The sequence below is a fragment of the Mycobacterium sp. E802 genome, assembly GCF_001666875.1.
Lineage (GTDB): Bacteria > Actinomycetota > Actinomycetes > Mycobacteriales > Mycobacteriaceae > Mycobacterium.
The window spans coordinates 50400-69880 of record NZ_LZJD01000185.1; the positions used below are offsets into that span (position 1 = coordinate 50400).

General features: G+C 65.7%; 14 protein-coding genes and 1 pseudogene. 6 read left to right on the forward strand and 9 right to left on the reverse strand.

Annotated elements, in window-relative coordinates; genetic code table 11:
* Positions 1–3: 3 nt before the first annotated feature.
* Positions 4–3552 carry a DNA polymerase III subunit alpha gene (gene dnaE, locus A5699_RS26890; RefSeq protein ID WP_067776518.1) on the forward strand — a complete coding sequence of 1183 codons (3549 nt, stop codon included), beginning with the start codon at positions 4–6 and terminating at the stop codon, positions 3550–3552.
* Between the two features lie 20 nt (positions 3553–3572).
* Here dnaE and A5699_RS28845 read toward each other — a convergent pair.
* Positions 3573–4004, reverse strand: a pseudogene (locus tag A5699_RS28845) (PPOX class F420-dependent oxidoreductase); the annotation flags it as partial.
* 58 nt (positions 4005–4062) lie between these two features.
* Between A5699_RS28845 and A5699_RS26900 the strand changes: the two are divergent.
* Positions 4063–4452: a MerR family transcriptional regulator gene (locus A5699_RS26900; RefSeq protein WP_067776524.1), complete on the forward strand. Its 390-nt coding sequence runs from the start codon at positions 4063–4065 to the stop codon at positions 4450–4452.
* Positions 4453–4464: 12 nt separating this feature from the next.
* Here A5699_RS26900 and A5699_RS26905 read toward each other — a convergent pair whose 3' ends face one another.
* From A5699_RS26905 to A5699_RS26915, 3 genes are all read right to left on the reverse strand, one after another.
* Positions 4465–5298 (reverse strand): class I SAM-dependent methyltransferase, encoded by an 834-nt coding sequence (locus A5699_RS26905; RefSeq protein ID WP_067776527.1) that lies wholly within the window; start codon positions 5296–5298, stop codon positions 4465–4467.
* A gap of 80 nt (positions 5299–5378) precedes the next feature.
* Positions 5379–5609, reverse strand: coding sequence for a hypothetical protein (locus A5699_RS26910; protein WP_067776529.1), 231 nt, complete (start codon positions 5607–5609; stop codon positions 5379–5381).
* Between the two features lie 74 nt (positions 5610–5683).
* Positions 5684–6073: a lipoprotein LpqH gene (locus A5699_RS26915; protein WP_231965850.1), complete on the reverse strand. Its 390-nt coding sequence runs from the start codon at positions 6071–6073 to the stop codon at positions 5684–5686.
* A 136-nt stretch (positions 6074–6209) separates the two neighbouring features.
* On the opposite strand from A5699_RS26915, the gene A5699_RS26920 reads away from it, so the two are divergent.
* Together A5699_RS26920 and ilvA are read left to right on the forward strand one after the other, a co-directional pair.
* Positions 6210–6647: a nitroreductase family deazaflavin-dependent oxidoreductase gene (locus tag A5699_RS26920; RefSeq protein WP_067776531.1), complete on the forward strand. Its 438-nt coding sequence runs from the start codon at positions 6210–6212 to the stop codon at positions 6645–6647.
* 28 nt (positions 6648–6675) lie between these two features.
* Positions 6676–7968, forward strand: coding sequence for a threonine ammonia-lyase IlvA (ilvA, locus tag A5699_RS26925; protein WP_067776534.1), 1293 nt, complete (start codon positions 6676–6678; stop codon positions 7966–7968).
* A 29-nt stretch (positions 7969–7997) separates the two neighbouring features.
* Here ilvA and A5699_RS26930 read toward each other — a convergent pair whose 3' ends face one another.
* Complete coding sequence (locus tag A5699_RS26930; RefSeq protein WP_231965851.1) at positions 7998–9152, reverse strand: MFS transporter; 1155 nt, start codon at positions 9150–9152, stop codon at positions 7998–8000.
* Between the two features lie 113 nt (positions 9153–9265).
* Here A5699_RS26930 and A5699_RS26935 point away from each other — a divergent pair, with 113 nt between their 5' ends.
* Positions 9266–9694, forward strand: coding sequence for a helix-turn-helix domain-containing protein (locus A5699_RS26935; protein WP_197508410.1), 429 nt, complete (start codon positions 9266–9268; stop codon positions 9692–9694).
* A gap of 46 nt (positions 9695–9740) precedes the next feature.
* On the opposite strand, the gene treZ is transcribed toward A5699_RS26935, so the two are convergent.
* The 4 genes from treZ to A5699_RS26955 are packed head-to-tail and all read right to left on the reverse strand — an operon-like array spanning position 9741 to position 18082.
* A complete protein-coding gene (gene treZ / locus A5699_RS26940) occupies positions 9741–11483 on the reverse strand; it encodes a malto-oligosyltrehalose trehalohydrolase (protein WP_067776540.1) in 1743 nt (580 codons plus the stop codon).
* Complete coding sequence (treY, locus tag A5699_RS26945) at positions 11476–13743, reverse strand: malto-oligosyltrehalose synthase (protein ID WP_067776543.1); 2268 nt, start codon at positions 13741–13743, stop codon at positions 11476–11478. The genes treZ and treY overlap by 8 nt, the downstream gene beginning before the upstream one ends.
* A gap of 1 nt (position 13744) precedes the next feature.
* The gene (gene glgX, locus A5699_RS26950) at positions 13745–15913 is read right to left on the reverse strand and encodes a glycogen debranching protein GlgX (RefSeq protein ID WP_067776546.1); all 2169 of its coding nucleotides are present in this window, start codon (positions 15911–15913) and stop codon (positions 13745–13747) included.
* A 3-nt stretch (positions 15914–15916) separates the two neighbouring features.
* A complete protein-coding gene (locus A5699_RS26955; protein ID WP_067776549.1) occupies positions 15917–18082 on the reverse strand; it encodes an acyltransferase family protein in 2166 nt (721 codons plus the stop codon).
* 91 nt (positions 18083–18173) lie between these two features.
* Here A5699_RS26955 and A5699_RS26960 point away from each other — a divergent pair, with 91 nt between their 5' ends.
* Positions 18174–19472, forward strand: a complete 1299-nt coding sequence (locus tag A5699_RS26960) for an adenosylmethionine--8-amino-7-oxononanoate transaminase (protein ID WP_067776552.1) — start codon at positions 18174–18176, stop codon at positions 19470–19472.
* Positions 19473–19481 lie beyond the last annotated feature (9 nt).

Below are 19481 nucleotides of genomic sequence, written 5' to 3' on the forward strand. Positions count from 1 at the left end.
CCTATGAGCGGTTCATCTTCGGGCTCCTTTGTCCACCTGCACAACCACACCGAGTACTCGATGCTGGACGGCGCCGCGAAGATCACTCCGATGCTGGCCGAGGCGCAGCGTCTCGGCATGCCGGCCATCGGAATGACCGACCACGGCAACATGTTCGGGGCCAGCGAGTTCTACAACTCGGCGACCAAGGCCGGCATCAAGCCGATCATCGGTATCGAGGCGTACATCGCGCCCGCCTCTCGCTTCGAGACCAAACGTGTCCAGTGGGGTGACCCGAGTCAGAAGGGTGACGACGTCTCGGGTAGCGGTGCCTACACCCACATGACGATGGTCGCCGAGAACGCGACGGGTCTGCGCAACCTGTTCAAGCTCTCGTCGCTGGCCTCCTTCGAGGGGCAGCTGGGCAAGTGGGCCCGCATGGACGCCGAGATCATCGCCGAGCACGCCGAGGGGATCATCGCCACGACGGGTTGTCCGTCGGGTGAGGTGCAGACCCGGCTGCGGCTCGGCCACCGCCAGGAGGCGCTGGAGGCGGCCGCCAAATGGCGCGAGATCTTCGGTCCCGACAACTTCTTCCTGGAGCTCATGGACCACGGCCTCGACATCGAGCGCCGGGTCCGTGAAGGCCTGCTGGAAATCGGGCAGAAGCTGGGCATCCCGCCACTGGCCACCAACGACTGCCACTACGTGACGCGGGAGGCCTCGCAGAACCACGAGGCGCTGCTGTGCATCCAGACCGGCAAGACCTTGTCGGATCCGAACCGCTTCAAGTTCGACGGCGACGGTTACTACCTCAAGTCGGCCGAGGAGATGCGGGCCCTGTGGGACTCCCAGGTGCCCGGCGCGTGCGATTCCACGGTGCTCATCGGCGAGCGGGTGCAGTCCTACGCCGACGTGTGGACGCCCACCGACCGGATGCCGGTGTTCCCGGTTCCCGACGGGCATGACCAGGCCTCCTGGCTGACCCATGAGGTGCAGGCCGGGCTGGAGCGCCGGTTCCGTGGCGCAGCCGTGCCCGCCGAGTACACCGATCGCGCCGCCTACGAGATCAAGGTCATCTGCGAGAAGGGCTTCCCGTCCTACTTCCTGATCGTGGCCGACCTGATCAACTACGCCCGTTCGGTGGGCATCCGGGTCGGCCCGGGCCGTGGTTCGGCGGCCGGCTCGCTGGTGGCCTACGCGCTGGGCATCACCAATATCGACCCCATCCCGCACGGTCTGCTGTTCGAGCGGTTCCTCAACCCGGAGCGTCCGTCGGCCCCCGATATCGACATCGACTTCGACGACCGTCGCCGCGGCGAGATGCTGCGGTATGCCGCCAACAAGTGGGGCAGCGACCGGGTGGCCCAGGTCATCACCTTCGGTACCATCAAAACCAAAGCGGCGCTGAAGGATTCGGCCCGCGTGCATTACGGTCAGCCGGGTTTTGCGATCGCCGACCGGATCACCAAGGCGCTGCCGCCGCCCATCATGGCCAAGGACATCCCGGTCTCGGGGATCACCGATCCCAACCACGAGCGGTACAAGGAAGCCGCCGAGGTCCGAGCGCTGATCGACACCGATCCGGATGTGCGGACCATCTTCGAGACCGCGCGCGGTCTGGAAGGCCTGGTCCGCAACGCTGGTGTGCACGCGTGTGCGGTGATCATGAGCTCCGAGCCGCTGATCGACGCGATCCCGCTCTGGAAGCGCCCGCAGGACGGTGCGGTCATCACGGGGTGGGACTATCCGTCGTGCGAGGCCATCGGCCTGCTGAAGATGGACTTCCTCGGCCTGCGGAACCTGACGATCATCGGTGACTGCCTGGAGAACATCAAGGCCAACCGCGGGATCGACCTGGACCTGGACACGCTGCCGTTCGACGATCCGGCGGCCTACGAGTTGCTCGGCCGCGGTGACACCCTGGGCGTGTTCCAGCTCGACGGCAGTGCCATGCGCGACCTGCTGCGGCGCATGCAGCCCACCGGATTCAACGACATTGTGGCGGTGCTCGCGCTGTACCGTCCCGGTCCGATGGGCATGAACGCCCACAACGATTACGCCGACCGCAAGAACGGCCGGCAGGCGATCAAGCCCATCCACCCCGAGCTCGAGGAACCGCTCAAGGACATCCTCGCCGAGACCTACGGCCTGATCGTCTACCAAGAGCAGATCATGTTCATCGCGCAGAAGGTCGCCTCCTACACCATGGGTAAGGCCGACGCGCTCCGAAAGGCCATGGGCAAGAAGAAGCTTGAGGTGCTCGAAGCCGAGTACAAGGGCTTCAAGGAAGGGATGACCGCCAACGGGTTCTCCGAGGCCGCAGTGAAAGCCTTGTGGGACACCATCCTTCCGTTCGCCGGATACGCGTTCAACAAGTCCCACGCGGCCGGTTACGGTCTCGTGTCCTACTGGACGGCGTACCTGAAGGCGAACTACCCGGCCGAGTACATGGCCGGTCTGCTCACCTCCGTCGGTGACGACAAGGACAAGGCCGCGGTCTACCTCGCCGACTGCCGCCGGCTCGGCATCACCGTGCTGCCACCCGACGTCAACGAGTCGGTGCAGAACTTCGCCTCGGTGGGCGACGACATCCGGTTCGGTCTGGGCGCGATCCGCAACGTCGGCGCGAATGTCGTTGCCTCGCTCATCAATACCCGTACCGAGAAGGGCAAGTACGCCGACTTCTCCGACTACCTCAACAAGATCGACATCGCGGCCTGCAACAAGAAGGTCACCGAATCATTGGTGAAGGCAGGCGCGTTCGACTCGCTCGGCCATCCCCGCAAGGGGCTGTTCCTGGTGCACACCGATGCGGTCGATTCGGTGCTCGGCACCAAGAAGGCCGAAGCGATGGGCCAGTTCGACCTCTTCGGTGGCACCGATGACGGCGGCGGCACGGACGCTGTGTTCACCATCCGTGTGCCGGAAGAGGAGTGGGAGGACAAGCACAAGCTCGCCCTCGAACGCGAGATGCTGGGGCTGTACGTGTCCGGGCATCCGCTCAACGGCGTCGCGCATCTGTTGGCCAACCAGGTCGACACCCAGATTCCGGCGATCCTCGACGGCGATGTCGCCAACGATGCGCAGGTGGTGGTCGGCGGCATCCTGGCCTCGGTCAACCGTCGCGTGAACAAGAACGGCTTGCCTTGGGCGTCAGCTCAATTGGAAGACCTCACCGGTGGTATCGAGGTTCTGTTCTTCCCGCAGACCTATTCGCTGTTCGGTCACGAGATCGCCGACGACGTGGTGGTGCTGGTCAAGGCGAAGGTGGCCGCGCGCGACGACCGGATCTCGCTGATCGCCCACGAGCTCGTCGTGCCCGACTTCAGCAGCGCCCAGGCTGACCGTCCGCTGGCGGTCAGCCTGCCCACGAGGCAGTGCACGATCGACAAGGTCAGTGCGCTCAAGCAGGTGCTGGCCAACCACCCCGGCACGTCCCAGGTGCATCTGCGGCTGATCAGCGGTGAGCGGATCACCACGCTGGAGTTGGATCAGTCGCTGCGCGTCACTCCGTCGTCGGCCTTGATGGGTGACCTCAAGGCGCTGCTGGGCCCCGGCTGCCTGGGGTAGCCGGGGGAGTCCGGCGTCAACTCGACGCGAACGATGGCGCTGTCAGGCCACACTTCACGCATCCGCGCGCGGCGTAGCTTTTCGCGTAGCGGGAGGCCCCGGTGCACGTTGGTGACACCGGGGATCTTCAGCAGCGGCACGATGTTCCACTGCCAGCCGTAGCGCCGGTGCAGCGCACGGTTGGCCTGCTGTGCCGGCGCGCCCGACAGCATCGAAGCCCGGCCGTGCAGACGAATGCCGTCGGTGATGCGACCACGATAGTCGCAGGCGATGAGCTCGACTTCTGGGTTTGCGCTCAGGCGTTTGGTTTTTGGGCCCCGCTTCGTCCGGAAGACGATGCTTCGGTCGCCCTCGACGGCGAACCAGATCGGGGTGTCGACGGGCGAACCGTCACGACGGAAGCTGCGTAGGACCGCGTAACGGGTTTGGTTCAAGGTGTCGGTGGATGACATGCCACGAGTCAACAACTTAGAGTTGACTCTAAGTCAAGTCCGCGGCGAGGAGTTCACGGTGAGCGAACGGCTGACCATCGGTGAGGTGGCCCGTCGGGCGGGCGTCGCGCAGACCGCGCTGCGTTATTACGAACAGCTGGGTCTGCTCCCGGCTCCGGAGCGCGTCGGTGGGCAGCGGCGTTACCAGGAGTCGGTGCTCGTGCGGCTGGAGGTGATCCGGCTCTGCAAGAGCGCAGGATTCACGCTCGACGACATCGCCGTGCTGATGGACGACGACACCCCCGGGCGGCCGGCTGCGCGGGCCCTGGCTCAGGCCAAGCTCTCCCAGATCGATGAGCAGATGAGTGCGCTGGCTCAGGCCAGGGCGATCATCGAGTGGGGCATGCAGTGCACGTGCCCGTCCATCGATGCGTGTACCTGTGGCATTCACGCGGCGGTGCCGACCTGATGGAGCAAGCGGTCAGAACCGGTACCGCAGGATCCGCGCTTTGCGGGCCGTCGCCTTGCTGAAGGCTGAGGCTCGAGTGGCAATGCGCACCCAGCCGGGGAAGAGGTCGACCTCGGGCTGGCGGGTAAGGCTGGTCTCCTCGACCAGATGCAGTCGTGGATTCCATGTTTCGGGATGGTGAGCATCCTTGAATCCGGGGTATCCCCACTGGCTCTCGACGTCTTTGAACATCTTGGCCGGAAACAGATTGAGTGCCGCCCGGCTGATCCAACCGATGCGGCCGTAGTCGTTGAAGGCCACCTCGCCGGAGTCGAAGTGTTGGGTGATCTTTTGGAAGATGCCGATGATCACCGGCTCGGAAAGGAATGCGAACAGTCCGTCCGCCACCAAGATGGTGGGCCGATCGGACGGGATCGGATCGGTCCAGTCCGGGTCGTCCAGTGATGCGGCGACGATGTGGGCCTGGGGGAGTGGCGGAATCACGCGCCCCCGCAGTTCGCTGACCCCAGGCAGGTCGACGCTGTACCAGTCGACCGTCGCCGGTGGCGCTACCCGGTGTACGCCACTGTCGAGGCCGCCTCCGAGGTCTACGACGACCGCGTCGGGATGCTCGGCCACGAACGCGCGGACCCGGGCATCGAGCATCTTGGCCCGCAACGCCGTCTGGCACACCACACTGGTCTGCACGCCCAAGCTGGCGAAGTCGTAGTCGAGTTCGCCGACCGCTCGATCTGCCAGTGCGTCGCCGAGGATCGGCCGGGCACATCGGCTGTCGAGCGCCCTGGCGTACAGGGTCAAGAATGCGGTTTCTTCTACCGGCGCCAGGCCAGTCGTCGCGATTCCCACGAGTCCGACGGTACTCCTGGTCCGTGGCTGAACGATTCGCCGAAAACGTTTACCGCACTTGCCATCACGTGGCTCGAAGGTCAGTGACCCGAGGGGGACGAGTGGCCGAGGCCCAGCCACACCACGAGGGTGGCCGCGCTCGCGGCGAGGACGGCAGGTGCCGCGCTCATCGTGACCACGCCGACGCCCAGCAGCACCAGGGCACCGATCGCCAGGGCGATCAATTTGTAGGCCGGCCAGGGCACCCCGGCGATGTCGACCTGGTGATCAGCCCGGAAGGTGGCGTTGCGAAAGTTCCCGGCCGCGGTCATACATTGACGATAGCTCGCAAGAAAGATTTCGGCTACCCGAAACGCGGAATGAGGGGTATCCGGTTATCGGGGCCTCAGCAGTGGGCTTCCATCTCGAACTGAACCTCGGCCGGCTTGGTAGGACGATCGGCGAAGGCGCCATGCGCGGTGCCGCTGACCCGGATCGTCGTTCCCTCCATTTCCGCGCCGGCGAGGGCGTCGTCCGCCGCGCTACCGGTAAACCCCGCCAAGTCGTCGATCCGCATCACCTTGGGCTCGACAGCGGCGCCCGTCTCTACGATCGCCGTGAAGCCGGGTGTTTGCGGCAGGGTCTCGATGGTCCAGAGCCAGCCTCGCTGCGTGCAGTCGACCGGATACGTCGCGGATGTTTCCTTGTTATCGATCACCATCCGCGCGGTCAAGGCGCCGGCAGGGACTTCGGTGGGGCTCGCGCAGGCAGCCACGGCCACGGCCGGGGCCGTCACAGCGCAGACCGCCAACTGCCGAACACCGAGCCGCCACATGCGGGTTGTCTTCCCGCTTCGAAGCCAGGTCAACCACATTTCGGCCGTCTTGTGCGATTGGGCCTACCGCGTCGACGACGGCCTTAGGCTTGGTGGCATGCCGCTCACCGGAGATTACGAACCGAGCACATCCGACTGGGCTCGCGAGAACGCCGAGACGTACATGTCCTCTGGCGGCACGTCCGGCACCGAGCTCAACGGGCGACCGGTGATCCTGCTGACCACCATCGGTGCGAAAACCGGCAAGATCCGCAAGACACCACTCATGCGCGTCGAGCGCAACGGTGAATACGCGGTGGTCGCGTCACTGGGAGGGGCCCCGAAAAACCCGGTCTGGTACTACAACGTCAAGAAGAATCCCCACGTCGAACTCCAAGACGGCACCGCGTCGGGTGATTACACGGCGCGCGAAGTCACCGGTGACGAGAAGGCGCTGTGGTGGCAGCGCGCGGTGGAGGCATTCCCTGACTACGCCGAGTACCAGAAGAAGACCGAGCGTCAGATCCCGGTGTTTGTGCTCACCCCGGTGCCGTGAAACCGCTGGCCAGTGGCACCATTGAACGGTGACTGCCGAATTGAGCAAGAGCTCGCGAGTGCCTCCCACGACTGCGCCGCTGTCCGCGGCCGACATCGACGAGGCCGCTGAGCGAATTTCGGGCGTGGTCACACGCAGCCCGCTGCAATACAACGAACGCCTGTCGGAAGCCACCGGTGCCAACGTCTACCTCAAACGCGAGGATCTACAGGCCGTACGTTCGTACAAGGTTCGGGGGGCATTCAACCTGATGGCCCAGCTCTCGGCGGACGAATTGGCCGCGGGGGTGGTGTGTTCCTCGGCGGGCAATCACGCACAGGGTTTCGCCATGGCGTGCCGGTCGATGAAAACCCACGGCCGGGTCTACGTACCCGGCAAGACGCCGAAACAGAAACGGGACCGCATCCGCTACCACGGGCGGGAGTTCATCGACCTCATCGCCGTGGGGTCGACGTACGATCTCGCGGCGGCCGCCGCGCTGGACGACGTCGCGCGCACCGGGGCCACCCTGGTGCCCCCGTATGACGACGTACGCACCATCGCCGGTCAGGGCACCATCGCCGCCGAAATCCTCGACCAACTCGAGGAGGAACCGGACCTGGTGATCGTGCCGGTCGGCGGCGGCGGTTGTATCGCAGGCATCACCACCTATCTGGCGGAGCGCGCCTCGGATACCTCGATCCTCGGGGTCGAACCCGCGGGTGCGGCGTCCATGATCGCCGCACTGGCCGAGGGTGCTCCGGTGACGCTCGAGAACGTCGATCAGTTCGTCGACGGCGCGGCGGTGGCCCGCGCCGGGGCGCTGCCGTATGCCGCCCTGGCCGCGGCTGGAGACATGGTCACGCTCACCACGGTCGACGAGGGTGCGGTGTGTACCACGATGCTCGACCTGTACCAGAACGACGGGATCATCGCCGAACCGGCGGGCGCGTTGTCGGTGGCGGCGTTGTTGGAGGCCGACATCGAGCCGGGATCGACGGTGGTATGCCTGATCTCGGGCGGGAACAACGACGTCTCGCGCTACAGCGAGGTGGTCGAACGCTCGTTGGTGCATCTGGGGCTCAAGCACTACTTCCTGGTCGACTTTCCCCAGGAGCCCGGGGCGCTGCGCCGGTTCCTCGACGAGGTGCTGGGCCCGGGCGACGACATTACGTTGTTCGAGTACGTCAAACGCAACAACCGCGAGACCGGTGAGGCGTTCTGCGGCGTCGAGCTGAGTGCGGCGACGGATCTCGAAGGCCTGCTGGCCCGCATGGCGGGCTCCGACATCCACGTCGAATTGCTCGAACCGGGATCACCCACGTACCGCTATCTGACCTGAGCCGGCCCTCGCGGCCACCGTCATCACGGTCAGACCGCGGATCGGCTGACTGACCACACGACGAGTGCGCAGGCCGCGAAGGTCGCGCCGAGGATGCTCGATCCGATCCATCCCGCGACCGAGTACACCGCGGTCGTCGCGGTTGCGCCCGCAGCCGAGCCCAGCGAATAGAAGAACATGTAGCCGCCGATGACGCTGCTGGTGCGGTGTGGGTAGGTCGTGGTGAGCGCATGCTGATTGCACACATGCGCTGCCTGCACGGCGAAATCGAGCACGATCACACCCGCGACGACGAGGACCAGCGACCAACAGGCCTGTCCGATGGCCAGCCACGACGCGACCAGGAGCCCGAGTGCCCCGCCGGTGACGGCGCCGGCGAGTCCGGTATCGGCCCAGCGTCCCGCCCGCGCGGCGCTCAGCGCGCCGGCGAGGCCCGCAATGCCGAACAGTCCGATCTGTGCTGTGCTCAGGTGCCACGGACCAGCTGTGAGCGGCAAAGCCAGGCCGCTCCACAGCGTGCCGAAGGAGGCGAACAGGAAGAACGCGATCAGTCCGCGCGAGATGAACAGAGGTTCGCCGAACAGCCGGCCAAACGATGCCAGCACCTGTGGATAGGTGCTCTGGTGGATTCGTGGGTCGGGCGGCAGCAGTCGCGCGCCCGCGGCTGCCAGCACGACCAGAGCCAGGGCGAGTCCGGCGTAGATGCTGCGCCACCCCCACGCTGTGGCCAGAGCCCCCTCGGCCACGCGCGCGCCGAGGATGCCGACGACGACACCGGAGGTCACCACGCCGAGGGTCCGGCCGCGTTCGGCGGGTGTGGACAGGGCTGCAGCATAGGCGACAGTGGTCTGGACGACGACCGCGAACAACCCGGCGATTGCCAATCCGGTCAGCAGTAGCCAGGTGCCGGGCGCCACCGCGGCTACGGTGACGCCGACGGCGGCCAGCGCCAGATGCGCACTGATGAGCCGACGACGGTCGAACACGTCACCGAACGGAACCAGCAGGATCAATCCCACGAGATATCCGAGCTGTCCGGCTGTGACGATCCAGCCGAGCTCGGCCTCCGGCACGCCGAGTTCACCGCCGATCTGGGTCAGTACCGGCTGCGCGGCATAGACCGTGGAAACGGCCACTGCGCATACGGCAGCGAAGAGCATCCGCATACCAAGGGTCAGTTTCACCACCACCTTCAATTGGTTGCATATTGCAACTCATTGAACGCTACGGCAGAATGGTTTCAATCAGCAACTCTTATGGGGGTGTGATGAGGGATTCGACGGTCCGCTGCGACGACATGACCTGGACCGACCCCCCGTGTCCGGTGGCACGCACTCTCGACCTGATCGGGGATCGCTGGAGTCTGCTCATCGTCCGTGACGCCATGGACGGCGCGCGGGCGTTCACCGACTTCCAGCAGCGAACCGGCATTGCCCGCAACATCCTCACCGACCGGCTGCGCCGCCTCGTGGAACGGGGCATTCTCCATCGAGAGACGGCGCCGTCCGGCCGGCGGCAGGTGTACACGCTGACTGCGGCCGGACGTGATCTCTTCACGGTCGTACTTGCGCTTCGTCAATGGGGTGAGCGGCACGCGTTCGCTGCGGACGAGGCGCATTCGGTCTTGATCGATGAGCGCGGGCAGCCGGTTCCCGAACTACGACCCATCGGTGCGCGCGGTGCACCGGTCGGACTCGACACGACATCTGTGCTGAAGAATCGTTGAACGCCCGCAACGGGTCTTGACCACCTTCGCGGCAGCTGCGGCTGTATCAGCCGTCGGCAGACCGCCGGACGCCGCGCAGAACGGCGAACGAATGCCCGGGCACGGCCGTGGCGTCTTCCCCGACCTCCGGCGCATCCCAGGCCGCGACCAGTTCACCGGTCACCGGAACCGACACCGGATCAGTGCCGAGGTTGCAGGCGATGGACACCGCGCCTCGACGCAGCACGATCCAGCGCTGGTCCTCGTCGAAGTCGATGGTCAGGTGGTCCAGCCACGGATCGGCGAGATCGGGTTCGTTGCGGCGCAACGCGATCAGCTCGCGGTAGGTCCGGTGCAGCCGACCGTGCTCGCCTTCGCTGACCTCGTCCCAGTTCAACTTGGAGCGCTGGAATGTCGCCGGATCTTGCGGGTCGGGGATCTCGTCGGCGTCCCAGCCGTGCTCGGCGAACTCGGCCTTACGGCCTTCGGCGGTGGCGCGGGCCAGTTCCGGTTCCGGATGCGAACTGAAGAACTGGAACGGTGAGGAGGATCCCCACTCCTCTCCCATGAAAAGCATTGCCGTATAAGGCGAACCGAGGGCCAACGCGGCTTTGACCGCGAGTTGGCCGAACGTCAGAACCTGTGACGGTCGGTCTCCGACCGCACGATTTCCCACCTGGTCGTGGGTAAGGGTGTAGGCGAGCAACCGGGTCGCCGGGATGGTGGCCGTGTCCAACGGGCGGCCATGTCTGCGATGGCGGAACGAGGAATACGTGCCGGCGTGGAAGTATCCGTGCTTCAAGGTCTGCGCCAACGTGGCCAGCGACCCGAAATCGGCGTAGTAGCCCTGCCGTTCACCCGACACCGCGGTGTGGATGGCGTGGTGGATGTCGTCGTCCCACTGCGCGGTCAGTCCGTATCCACCGCGGTCGCGGTCGGTGATCAGGCGGGGGTCGTTGAGGTCGCTCTCGGCGATCAACGACAGCGGCCTGCCGAGTTCTTCGGCCAGCGCGTCGGTGTCGGCGGCAAGCTCCTCGAGCAGGTGGATCGCGGTGTTGTCCATCAGCGCGTGCACCGCATCGAGGCGCAAACCGTCGACATGGAATTCGCGCATCCAGCGCAACGCACACTCGATGATGTAACTGCGCACCTCGTCGGCATCGGCGTCCGACAAATTGATCGAGCTGCCCCACGGATTGCTACCGGCCGACAGATACGGCCCGAATCGCGGGAGATAGTTCCCCGACGGTCCGAGGTGGTTGAACACCGCGTCGATGAGCACCCCGAGGCCACGGGCATGGCAGGCATCCACGAAGCGGACCAGGCCGTCGGGACCGCCGTAGGGTTCGTGGACGGCATACCAGAGCACGCCGTCGTAACCCCAGCCGTGGGTGCCGCTGAAGGCGTTGACCGGCATCAACTCCACGAAGCCGATACCGAGATCCACCAGGTGATCCAGTTTTTCGATCGCGGCGTCGAATGTGCCTGCGGGCGTGAAGGTTCCGATGTGCAGTTCGTAGATCACATCACCGGAGATCGATTTTCCGGCCCAGTCCTGGTCCGTCCAGGCGTCCGCCGCGGGCTGCCAGAGCTGCGAGCGTTCGTGCACACCGTCGGGCTGGCGTGGCGAGCGTGGGTCGGGCAGGACCTTCGGGTTGTCGTCGAGCACGAACCCGTAGCGGGCGTCGGCGCGGCTGGGGACCTCGGCGCGCCACCAGCCATCGCCGGAGCGGGTCATCTCGTGCAGCGTCCCGTCGACGTCGACGCGCACCCGTTCCGGTTTGGGTGCCCACACCGCGAACTCAGTCATCGGCTCTCTCCAGCAGTGCGACGGGCGAGTCGGAGAGCAGCTCGGCGACCTCAACCCGGCCCGACCAGGTTCGGCCGCTGAGGCGATCTGTCCACCGGCCGTCGGGCAACGGCAGTACCGTGTCGCCCCAGCCGGTTTCGGCGAGGCTCACGGTCCACCGGCTCACCGCCACCACGACATCCTCACCGCGGCCGAAGGCCACCAGATGCCGGGCCGCGCTGCCGGTGGCCGCCAGGGGAAGGTAGGCACCGGCCAGGAAGGTCTGCGGACGCGCGCGGCGCAACTTCAGTGCCGAGGTGGTCACCCGCTGTTTCGGATCGTCCCCACGCTCCAGGGAAGCCCGCAACGACGGGTAGTCGACCGGGCGGCGGTTGTCGGGGTCCACCAGGCTGTCCTCGGTGGTCTCGGTGCCCTGGTAGACGTCCGGGACGCCGGGGGCGGTGAGCTGGACGAGTTTCTGGCCGAGGCTGTCGTTTCCGGCGTGCACCTCAAGTCGGCTCACCAGCGCCGTCATCTCGGCGGCCACCGGTCCGTCGAGTATCCGGTCCAGCCAGGCGTGCACCTCGTCCTCGAAGTCGGCGCGGGGGTCGTGCCAGGACGCGTGGATGGCCGCCTCGCGGATCGCTTTCTCGGTGTAGGCGTGCAGCCGGTCGCGAAGCTGTTCGGTGACAATGCCATCCACGGGCCACACCCCGAAAATGTTCTGCCACAGGAACAGTGCGGTGGCACGGTCGGGGGGAGCGGTCAGCGTGGTCCATCGCTGAACCGAATCCGTCCAGGTTTCCGGCACCTGGGACAGCAGCCCGATGCGAGCGCGGACATCCTCGCCACGTTTCGTGTCGTGTGTCGACAGCGTGGTCATGGTCGACGGCCAAGCGTGTGCCCGCGTGGAGTTCCGTTGATGGAACTCGGCGGGGGTGACACCGAACAGATCCGGGGCACCGCCGACCTCGTTGAGCGATACGAGCCTGGCGTCGCGGTAGAACAGGCAGTCCTCGACCGCTTTGGCGGTCGCGGCTCCGCACAGTTGGTTGAAGCGTGACACCACCTCGGCGCTGGTGGACATGGCCACGGAAAGGGCTGTCAGTGCATCGGCGAGTTCGGGCGCGGCAGAGGCGGTTTCAGCCAATGCCACGGGGAGGATCGGGGCCAGCGCCGGGTAGTCACTTCGGTAGACACCGATCCGGCCGGCCAGGGCCGCCACGGCGGTCGGAAGTTGTGGTTCGTGCTGTGCGGTCACGGCCGAGATGACCCGGCACAGTCGGTTGAGTTCGCTGGAGAGGGTATCGGTGACGGTCGCTGATTTGAGTGTGCATTCGTCGTGTGGATCACGAGCACCGCTCAGGGCGGTGAGCACATCCTTCCCGGCCGGATCGACGAAGATCCCGCCGATTTCGCGCAGCGCGTCGTATCCGGTGGTGCCGTCGACCGGCAGCGACGCATCAAGGCTCTCGTCGGTGGCCAGGATCTTCTCCACCACGATCCAGGCCTCCGGACCGGTCAACTCGCGCAGCCACCGCAGATACCCCGCCGGATCGGACAACCCGTCCGGATGGTCGATGCGTAGACCGTCCACCAGTCCCTCGTCGAACCAGCGTCTGACCTCGACATGGCTGGCGTCGAACACCGCCCGGTCCTCCTGGCGCAACGCAGCCAGCGACGTGATCGAGAAGAACCGGCGGTAGCCACAGACCCCGTTGCGCCACCCCGTCAGCCGGTAATGCTGACGGTCGTGCACGTGCCTTCCGGGACCTTCGCCGGTCCCCGGCGCGATGGGGAAGACCAGATCCCCCAGGCGCAGGACGTCGCCGTCGACGGTGAGATCGGCGACATCATCGTCGGAACCCAGGACCGGCAACACAATCCGGCCGTCGGCAAGATTCCAGTCGATGTCGAAGTAATCGGCATACCGCGAGCCACGACCGTTTTGCAGCAGGTCCCACCACCACGGGTTCTGCTCGGGGTGGGCGACGCCGACGTGATTGGGCACGATGTCGACGACGAGGCCGATGTCCCTGGCCCGGGCGGCTTCGGAGAGTCGGCGCAGGCCGTCCGGGCCACCGAGATCGGCCGACACCGTCGTCGGGTCGGTGACGTCATAGCCGTGTGTGGACCCGGGTGCCGCGGTCAGGATGGGTGACAGGTACAGGTGTGAGACGCCGAGCTGGTCGAGATAGTCCAGCAGGTTCACCGCATCGTCGAACGTGCAGCAATCCGCGCGCATCTGGAGCCGATACGTCGAGACGATCGGGCGCGGCATGTCAGGCCGTCTTACGCAAGACGAGAAGTGAACGGGCTTGCAACGAGATGGTGTCGCCGGCCGCGACCACCAGGTCCGAATCTCCGGTCGGGCTGGCCGTGTCGATGTCGGCCGTCCACTCGGTCGCGTATTCACCGTCGGGGGTGACGAAATCCTGCTCGTGGTCATTGGCGTTGAAGCACAACAGGAACGTGTCGTCGACCACGCGTTCACCGCGGGCGTTCGGAGCCGGGATCGAGTCGCCGTTGAGAAACACCGCCACGCAGGTGCCCAAGCCGGCGCCCCAGTCCTGTGGGGTCATCTCGGTGCCGGCCGGGGTGAGCCAGGCGATGTCGCGGACCTGATCGCCGCTGCGGATCGGTTTGCCCTCGAAGAACCGGCGGCGCCGAAAAGCCGGATGGCGTTTGCGGAATGCCAGGACCTTGCGGGTGAACTCCAGGTGGTCGGCGTTGGTCTCCAGCAACGACCAGTCCATCCAGGACAGTTCGGAATCCTGGCAGTAGACGTTGTTGTTACCCAACTGGGTTCGGCCGATCTCGTCGCCATGGGCGATCATCGGAGTTCCTTGCGAGAGCATCAATGTCCCGATGATATTGCGCATCTGCTTGGCGCGCAGTGCCAGGATGTCCGGATCGTCCGTCGGTCCCTCGACACCGCAGTTCCACGACCGGTTGTGGCTCTCGCCGTCGCGGTTGTCTTCACCGTTGGCCTCGTTGTGCTTCTCGTTGTAGGACACGAGATCGTTGAGCGTGAACCCGTCATGGCAGGTGACGAAGTTGATGCTGGCGCTGGGCCGGCGGCCGGTCGCCTCGTAGAGGTCCGACGACCCGGTCAGCCGGGACGCGAACTCGCCGAGGGTTGCGGGCTCGCCCCGCCAATAGTCACGCACAGTGTCGCGATATTTCCCGTTCCACTCGGTCCACAAACCCGGGAAGTTGCCGACCTGATAGCCGCCCTCGCCGATATCCCACGGTTCGGCGATCAACTTGACCTGGCTGATCACCGGATCCTGTTGGACCAGATCGAAGAACGCCGAAAGCCGGTCCACGTCGTAGAACTCGCGGGCCAGGGTAGAGGCCAGGTCGAACCGGAAACCGTCGACATGCATCTCCAACACCCAATAGCGCAAGGAGTCCATGATCAACTGCAGCGTGTGCGGATGCCGGGCGTTGAGGCTGTTGCCCGTGCCGGTGAAGTCCTTGTAGTACTCGGGCTGGCCGTCCAGCAACCGGTAGTAGGCGGCGTTGTCGATGCCGCGGAAGTTGATGGTCGGACCGAGATGGTTGCCTTCGGCGGTGTGGTTGTAGACCACGTCGAGGATCACCTCGATACCCGCGTCGTGGAAGGCCTTGACCATGGTCTTGAACTCGGCGACCGCGCCGCCGGCATGTCTGGTGGCCGCGTACTGGAAATGCGGGGCGAAGAAGCCGACCGTGTTGTAGCCCCAGTAGTTCCTCAGCCCGAGGTCCAGCAGCCGGTGATCGTGCATGAACTGGTGTACCGGCATCAGCTCGATCGCGGTGATGTTCAGCGATTGAAGATGCTCGATGACCACCGGATGGCTCAGACCGGCATACGTGCCACGCAGCTCCTCGGGGATTCCCGGGTGCGTCTGGGTCATCCCTTTGACGTGCGCCTCGTAGATCACAGTGTCGTGATACGGGGTCTTGGGTGCCCGGTCGGAGCCCCATTGGAAGAACGGGTTGATCACCACGCTGGTCATGGTGTGGCCCAGCGAGTCGATCCGCGGCGGCGTTCCGGTGCCCGCCGGTTCGGCCGACATGTCATAGGAGAACAGGGCCTGGCTGAAATCGAAGTCGCCGTGAAACGACTTTCCGTACGGGTCCAGCAGGAGCTTGCTGGGGTCACACCGGTGACCGGCGCCCGGGTCCCAGGGGCCGTACACCCGGTAGCCGTAGCGCTGCCCCGGGGTCACCGTGGGTAGGTAGGCATGCCACACGTAGCCGTCGACCTCTTCGAGGTTGATCCGGTTCTCGGAACCGTCCTTGGCGATCAGGCACAGCTCGACGCGTTCGGCGACCTCGGAGAACAGCGAGAAGTTGGTGCCCGCACCGTCATAGGTTGCCCCCAGCGGGTAGGCCTCACCGGGCCACACCATCGATATCGGCGTGGGTACTGGTCCGGACGGAACCGAAGAGGACGGCAGCATGGCTCACCACCAACCGGTGGCCGCCGCCATCTGACGGCCCAGCTCACCCGTCATCGTGCGCATGTAGGTCGTCGACAGGTGATGGGAATCGTGGTACAGCAAGACATTTCCCTCAACCACCCGGCAATAGTCCTTGCGGCACACCGCATCGCTCATGTCGAGCGGCTTGAGCCCCGGGAACCTCCCGATGAAGTCGAGCGTCGGGTTGTGGTCGGACAGCACCTTCGACCGCTCGATGCCGCACGAGACGGAATCACCACCGTTGGCCAGGCAGTCGTAGGGGAAGTAGGGCTTGCCGTTTCGGGTGAGCCAGGGCGTGTCGCGCATGGCCAGCACCGGGATGTTGTTCTGCGCGAACGCTTCCCAGATCCCGATATAGGTCCCGGGCATCACATCGCCGGGCTTGATGTTCCACGGGCGGGTGGAGGTGGTGAACACATAGTCCGGGCGATCGGCGATGAGCTTCGCCATCACCTTTTCATTCCACTGGTGACACTTCGGATACGGGCGATTGTCGCCCATCACCAGCGGTGTCTCCTCGGTGGTCAGCGGACAACCCATTTTGAGGTAGGTGACCACCTTGAAATCGTGCAGCCGGCCCAGCAGATCCAGCGCGGTGATCCAGTGCTCGGCGTGCGAACCACCTGCCACGGCGATGGTGCGTGTCGCGTCCTTGTCACCGTAGGTGCAGTTGATCACGTCGGTGTTGCCGAAGTCGCTGATACAACCGTCCGTCGTGGAGACCGGAAGGTCGTCCTTGGCCTCGAGCACCGTCGGGCGCATCGGCAGCTTTGGTACCCGCGCGTGTTCGGTCAAGGCGCGCGCTCCCGGGTAATCACGGGCCGAGAGCCCGGACAGTTCTTTGCCGTTGGCGCGCTGAACGGTGACGTGCTCGCGCCAGGTGAACGAGGTGGCGGTCAGGGCCACACCCAGGAGACCGACGATGGAACCCAGAACAATGGTGGGTCGGCGCAGCCGGACCCGGATCGGGACCTGAACGGCCGGGGCCGTGGTGGTGGCCTTCGCCTTCTGCGGCCGCAGCGGATCCTCGATGTAGCGCGTGGTGAGCCAGGCCAGCACTCCGGAGATCAACAGCACGACCGTGCCCTCGAGGAAGTTGGCGTGGGCGTGGCCCGAGTAAGACAGCCAGAAGATCAGCAGCGGCCAGTGCCACAGGTACAGCGAGTAGGCCATCGAACCCAGTGACACGAACGGCTTGGTGGCCAACATCCGGTTGGGAGCCGGCAGTCTCTCGGTCTCTGGGTCGCGGTTGGCGGCGGAGAGGATGAAGATGATCGTGGCCCCGACCGGGACGAGCGTCCACGGGCCCGGGAATTCCTTGACGCCGTCGATCAACCATCCGCACGACAGGATCGCGGCCAGCGACACGGTGGCCAGGACGGTCCGCAGCCACATCGGCCATCGCACGGCAGGCACCAGCGCACCGGCGAGGGCGCCCACGAGCAGCTCCCATCCTCGCGCGAAGCTGTTGTAGTACGCCGTGGCCTGGTCGGTGTTGTGAGCGATGATCGCGTACACGAACGAGGCGATGGTCAGGGCGCCGAGTAACACAATGAACGCCGCCCGCAGGTGGCGTCCGAACAGCCGGCGTCCCAGGAAAGCGAACCCGAAAACCACCGCCAGGAACGCCACATAGAACTGCCCTTGGACCGACATGGACCAGATGTGCTGCAGCGGGCTGACCGCCTCACCGGCGCGAAGGTAGTCGGCGGCGGTGTTGGCCAGTTCCCAGTTCTGGTAGTAGCCCAGGCTTGACAGGCTTTGGTCAGCAAACGTTTCCCAGCGGGTCTCGGGCTGCACAAGGATGGTCAGCACCGCGGCCGCGGCAAGCACCACGACCAAGGCGGGCAGCAGGCGCCGCACCAGCCGGACCAATTCCGGCAGTGGCCTCAGCGGCACGTCCGGATTGAGTGCGATGCGCAGGATCTTTCCGCCGAAGAAAAAGCCGGACAACGCAAGGAAAACGTCGACACCACCGGAAACTCGACCGAACCAGATGTGGAAAACCGCCACCAAGGCAATCGCGATACCACGCAGTCCGTCGAGATCGTGGCGGTAGAAACCCGATGTGCGAGACCCCATCACGGCGCGCGAATCGGAACCGGATTCGGTGCCGGGCTCCGTCCGGGGGGCGTCAAGGGTTCTCATGATCGAGGCCAATTTACCTAACATCGGCCCGCTGCTCATATTTCGGATGCGTGCGTCCCAGTGTGTGAGCAAAGCGCTAGGCTGCCCGACTGTGGCTGAGCTGACACCAGCGCAGATCAATGCCATCGACGCGGCCCACATCTGGCATCCCTACAGCGCCATGGGCGCGCAGGTACTTCAGCCGGTGGTGGCAGTCGGTGCCAAAGGTGCGTGGCTGACTGTGATCGACCCTGGCGACGGCGCCCGAATCGAGGTGCTCGACGCGATGGCGTCCTGGTGGACGGCCGTGCACGGGCACGGGCATCCGGTGCTGGACCGGGCGATCGCCGACCAACTCGCGACCATGAATCACGTGATGTTCGGTGGCCTGACGCACGAACCGGCCGCGCGCCTGGCGCAGCTGCTGGTGGAGTTGACCCCGGCGGGTCTGGAGACCGTCTTCTTCAGCGATTCCGGTTCGGTCTCGGTCGAGGTGGCCGTCAAAATGGCGTTGCAGTATTGGCGCAGCCTGGGCCGCGGCGCCAAGCATCGCCTGATGACCTGGCGCGGCGGCTACCACGGCGACACCTTCACCCCGATGAGCGTGTGCGATCCCGATGGCGGGATGCATGCGCTGTGGACCGACGTGCTGGTAGCCCAGGAGTTCGCGCCGCCGGTGCCCGCCGACTATCAGTCGTCCTACATCGACGCCTTCGAACGCCAGTTGGCCGCGCATGCCGACGAGCTTGCCGCGGTGATCGTCGAACCCGTGGTCCAGGGCGCCGGGGGAATGCGGTTTCACGACCCGCGCTATCTGTGCGACCTGCGTGCCATCTGCGATCGCCACGATGTGCTGCTGATCTTCGACGAGATCGCCACCGGATTCGGTCGCACCGGAAAGCTTTTCGCGGCCGAGCACGCCGGCGTCACCCCGGACATCATGTGTGTCGGCAAGGCCCTGACCGGTGGCTACATCACTCTGGCCGCCACGCTGTGCACCACCCGGATCGCCGGCACGATCAGCGCGGGGGAGCCCGGCGCACTCATGCACGGCCCGACGTTCATGGCCAACGCATTGGCCTGTGCCGTCGGCGTCGCCGCGGTCGAACTGCTGATCGGCGACGACTGGCAGTCCCGGGTGGCCGCCATCGAGACGGGCCTGCGCCGCGGCCTGGAGCCGGCGCGCGATCTGCCGGGCGTTGCCGACGTGCGGGTGCTCGGGGCCATCGGCGTGATCGAGATGTGCGAGCCCGTGGACATGAAGGTGGCCACCCTGGCGGCCTTGCGTCATCGCGTCTGGCTGCGTCCGTTCGGCAAGTTGATCTACGCGATGCCGCCGTTCATCTGCACCCCGCAGGAGGTCGACCAGATCACCGCGGGAATGGTCGGCGTCGCCCGTGCACTAACCTGAACGGTGTTC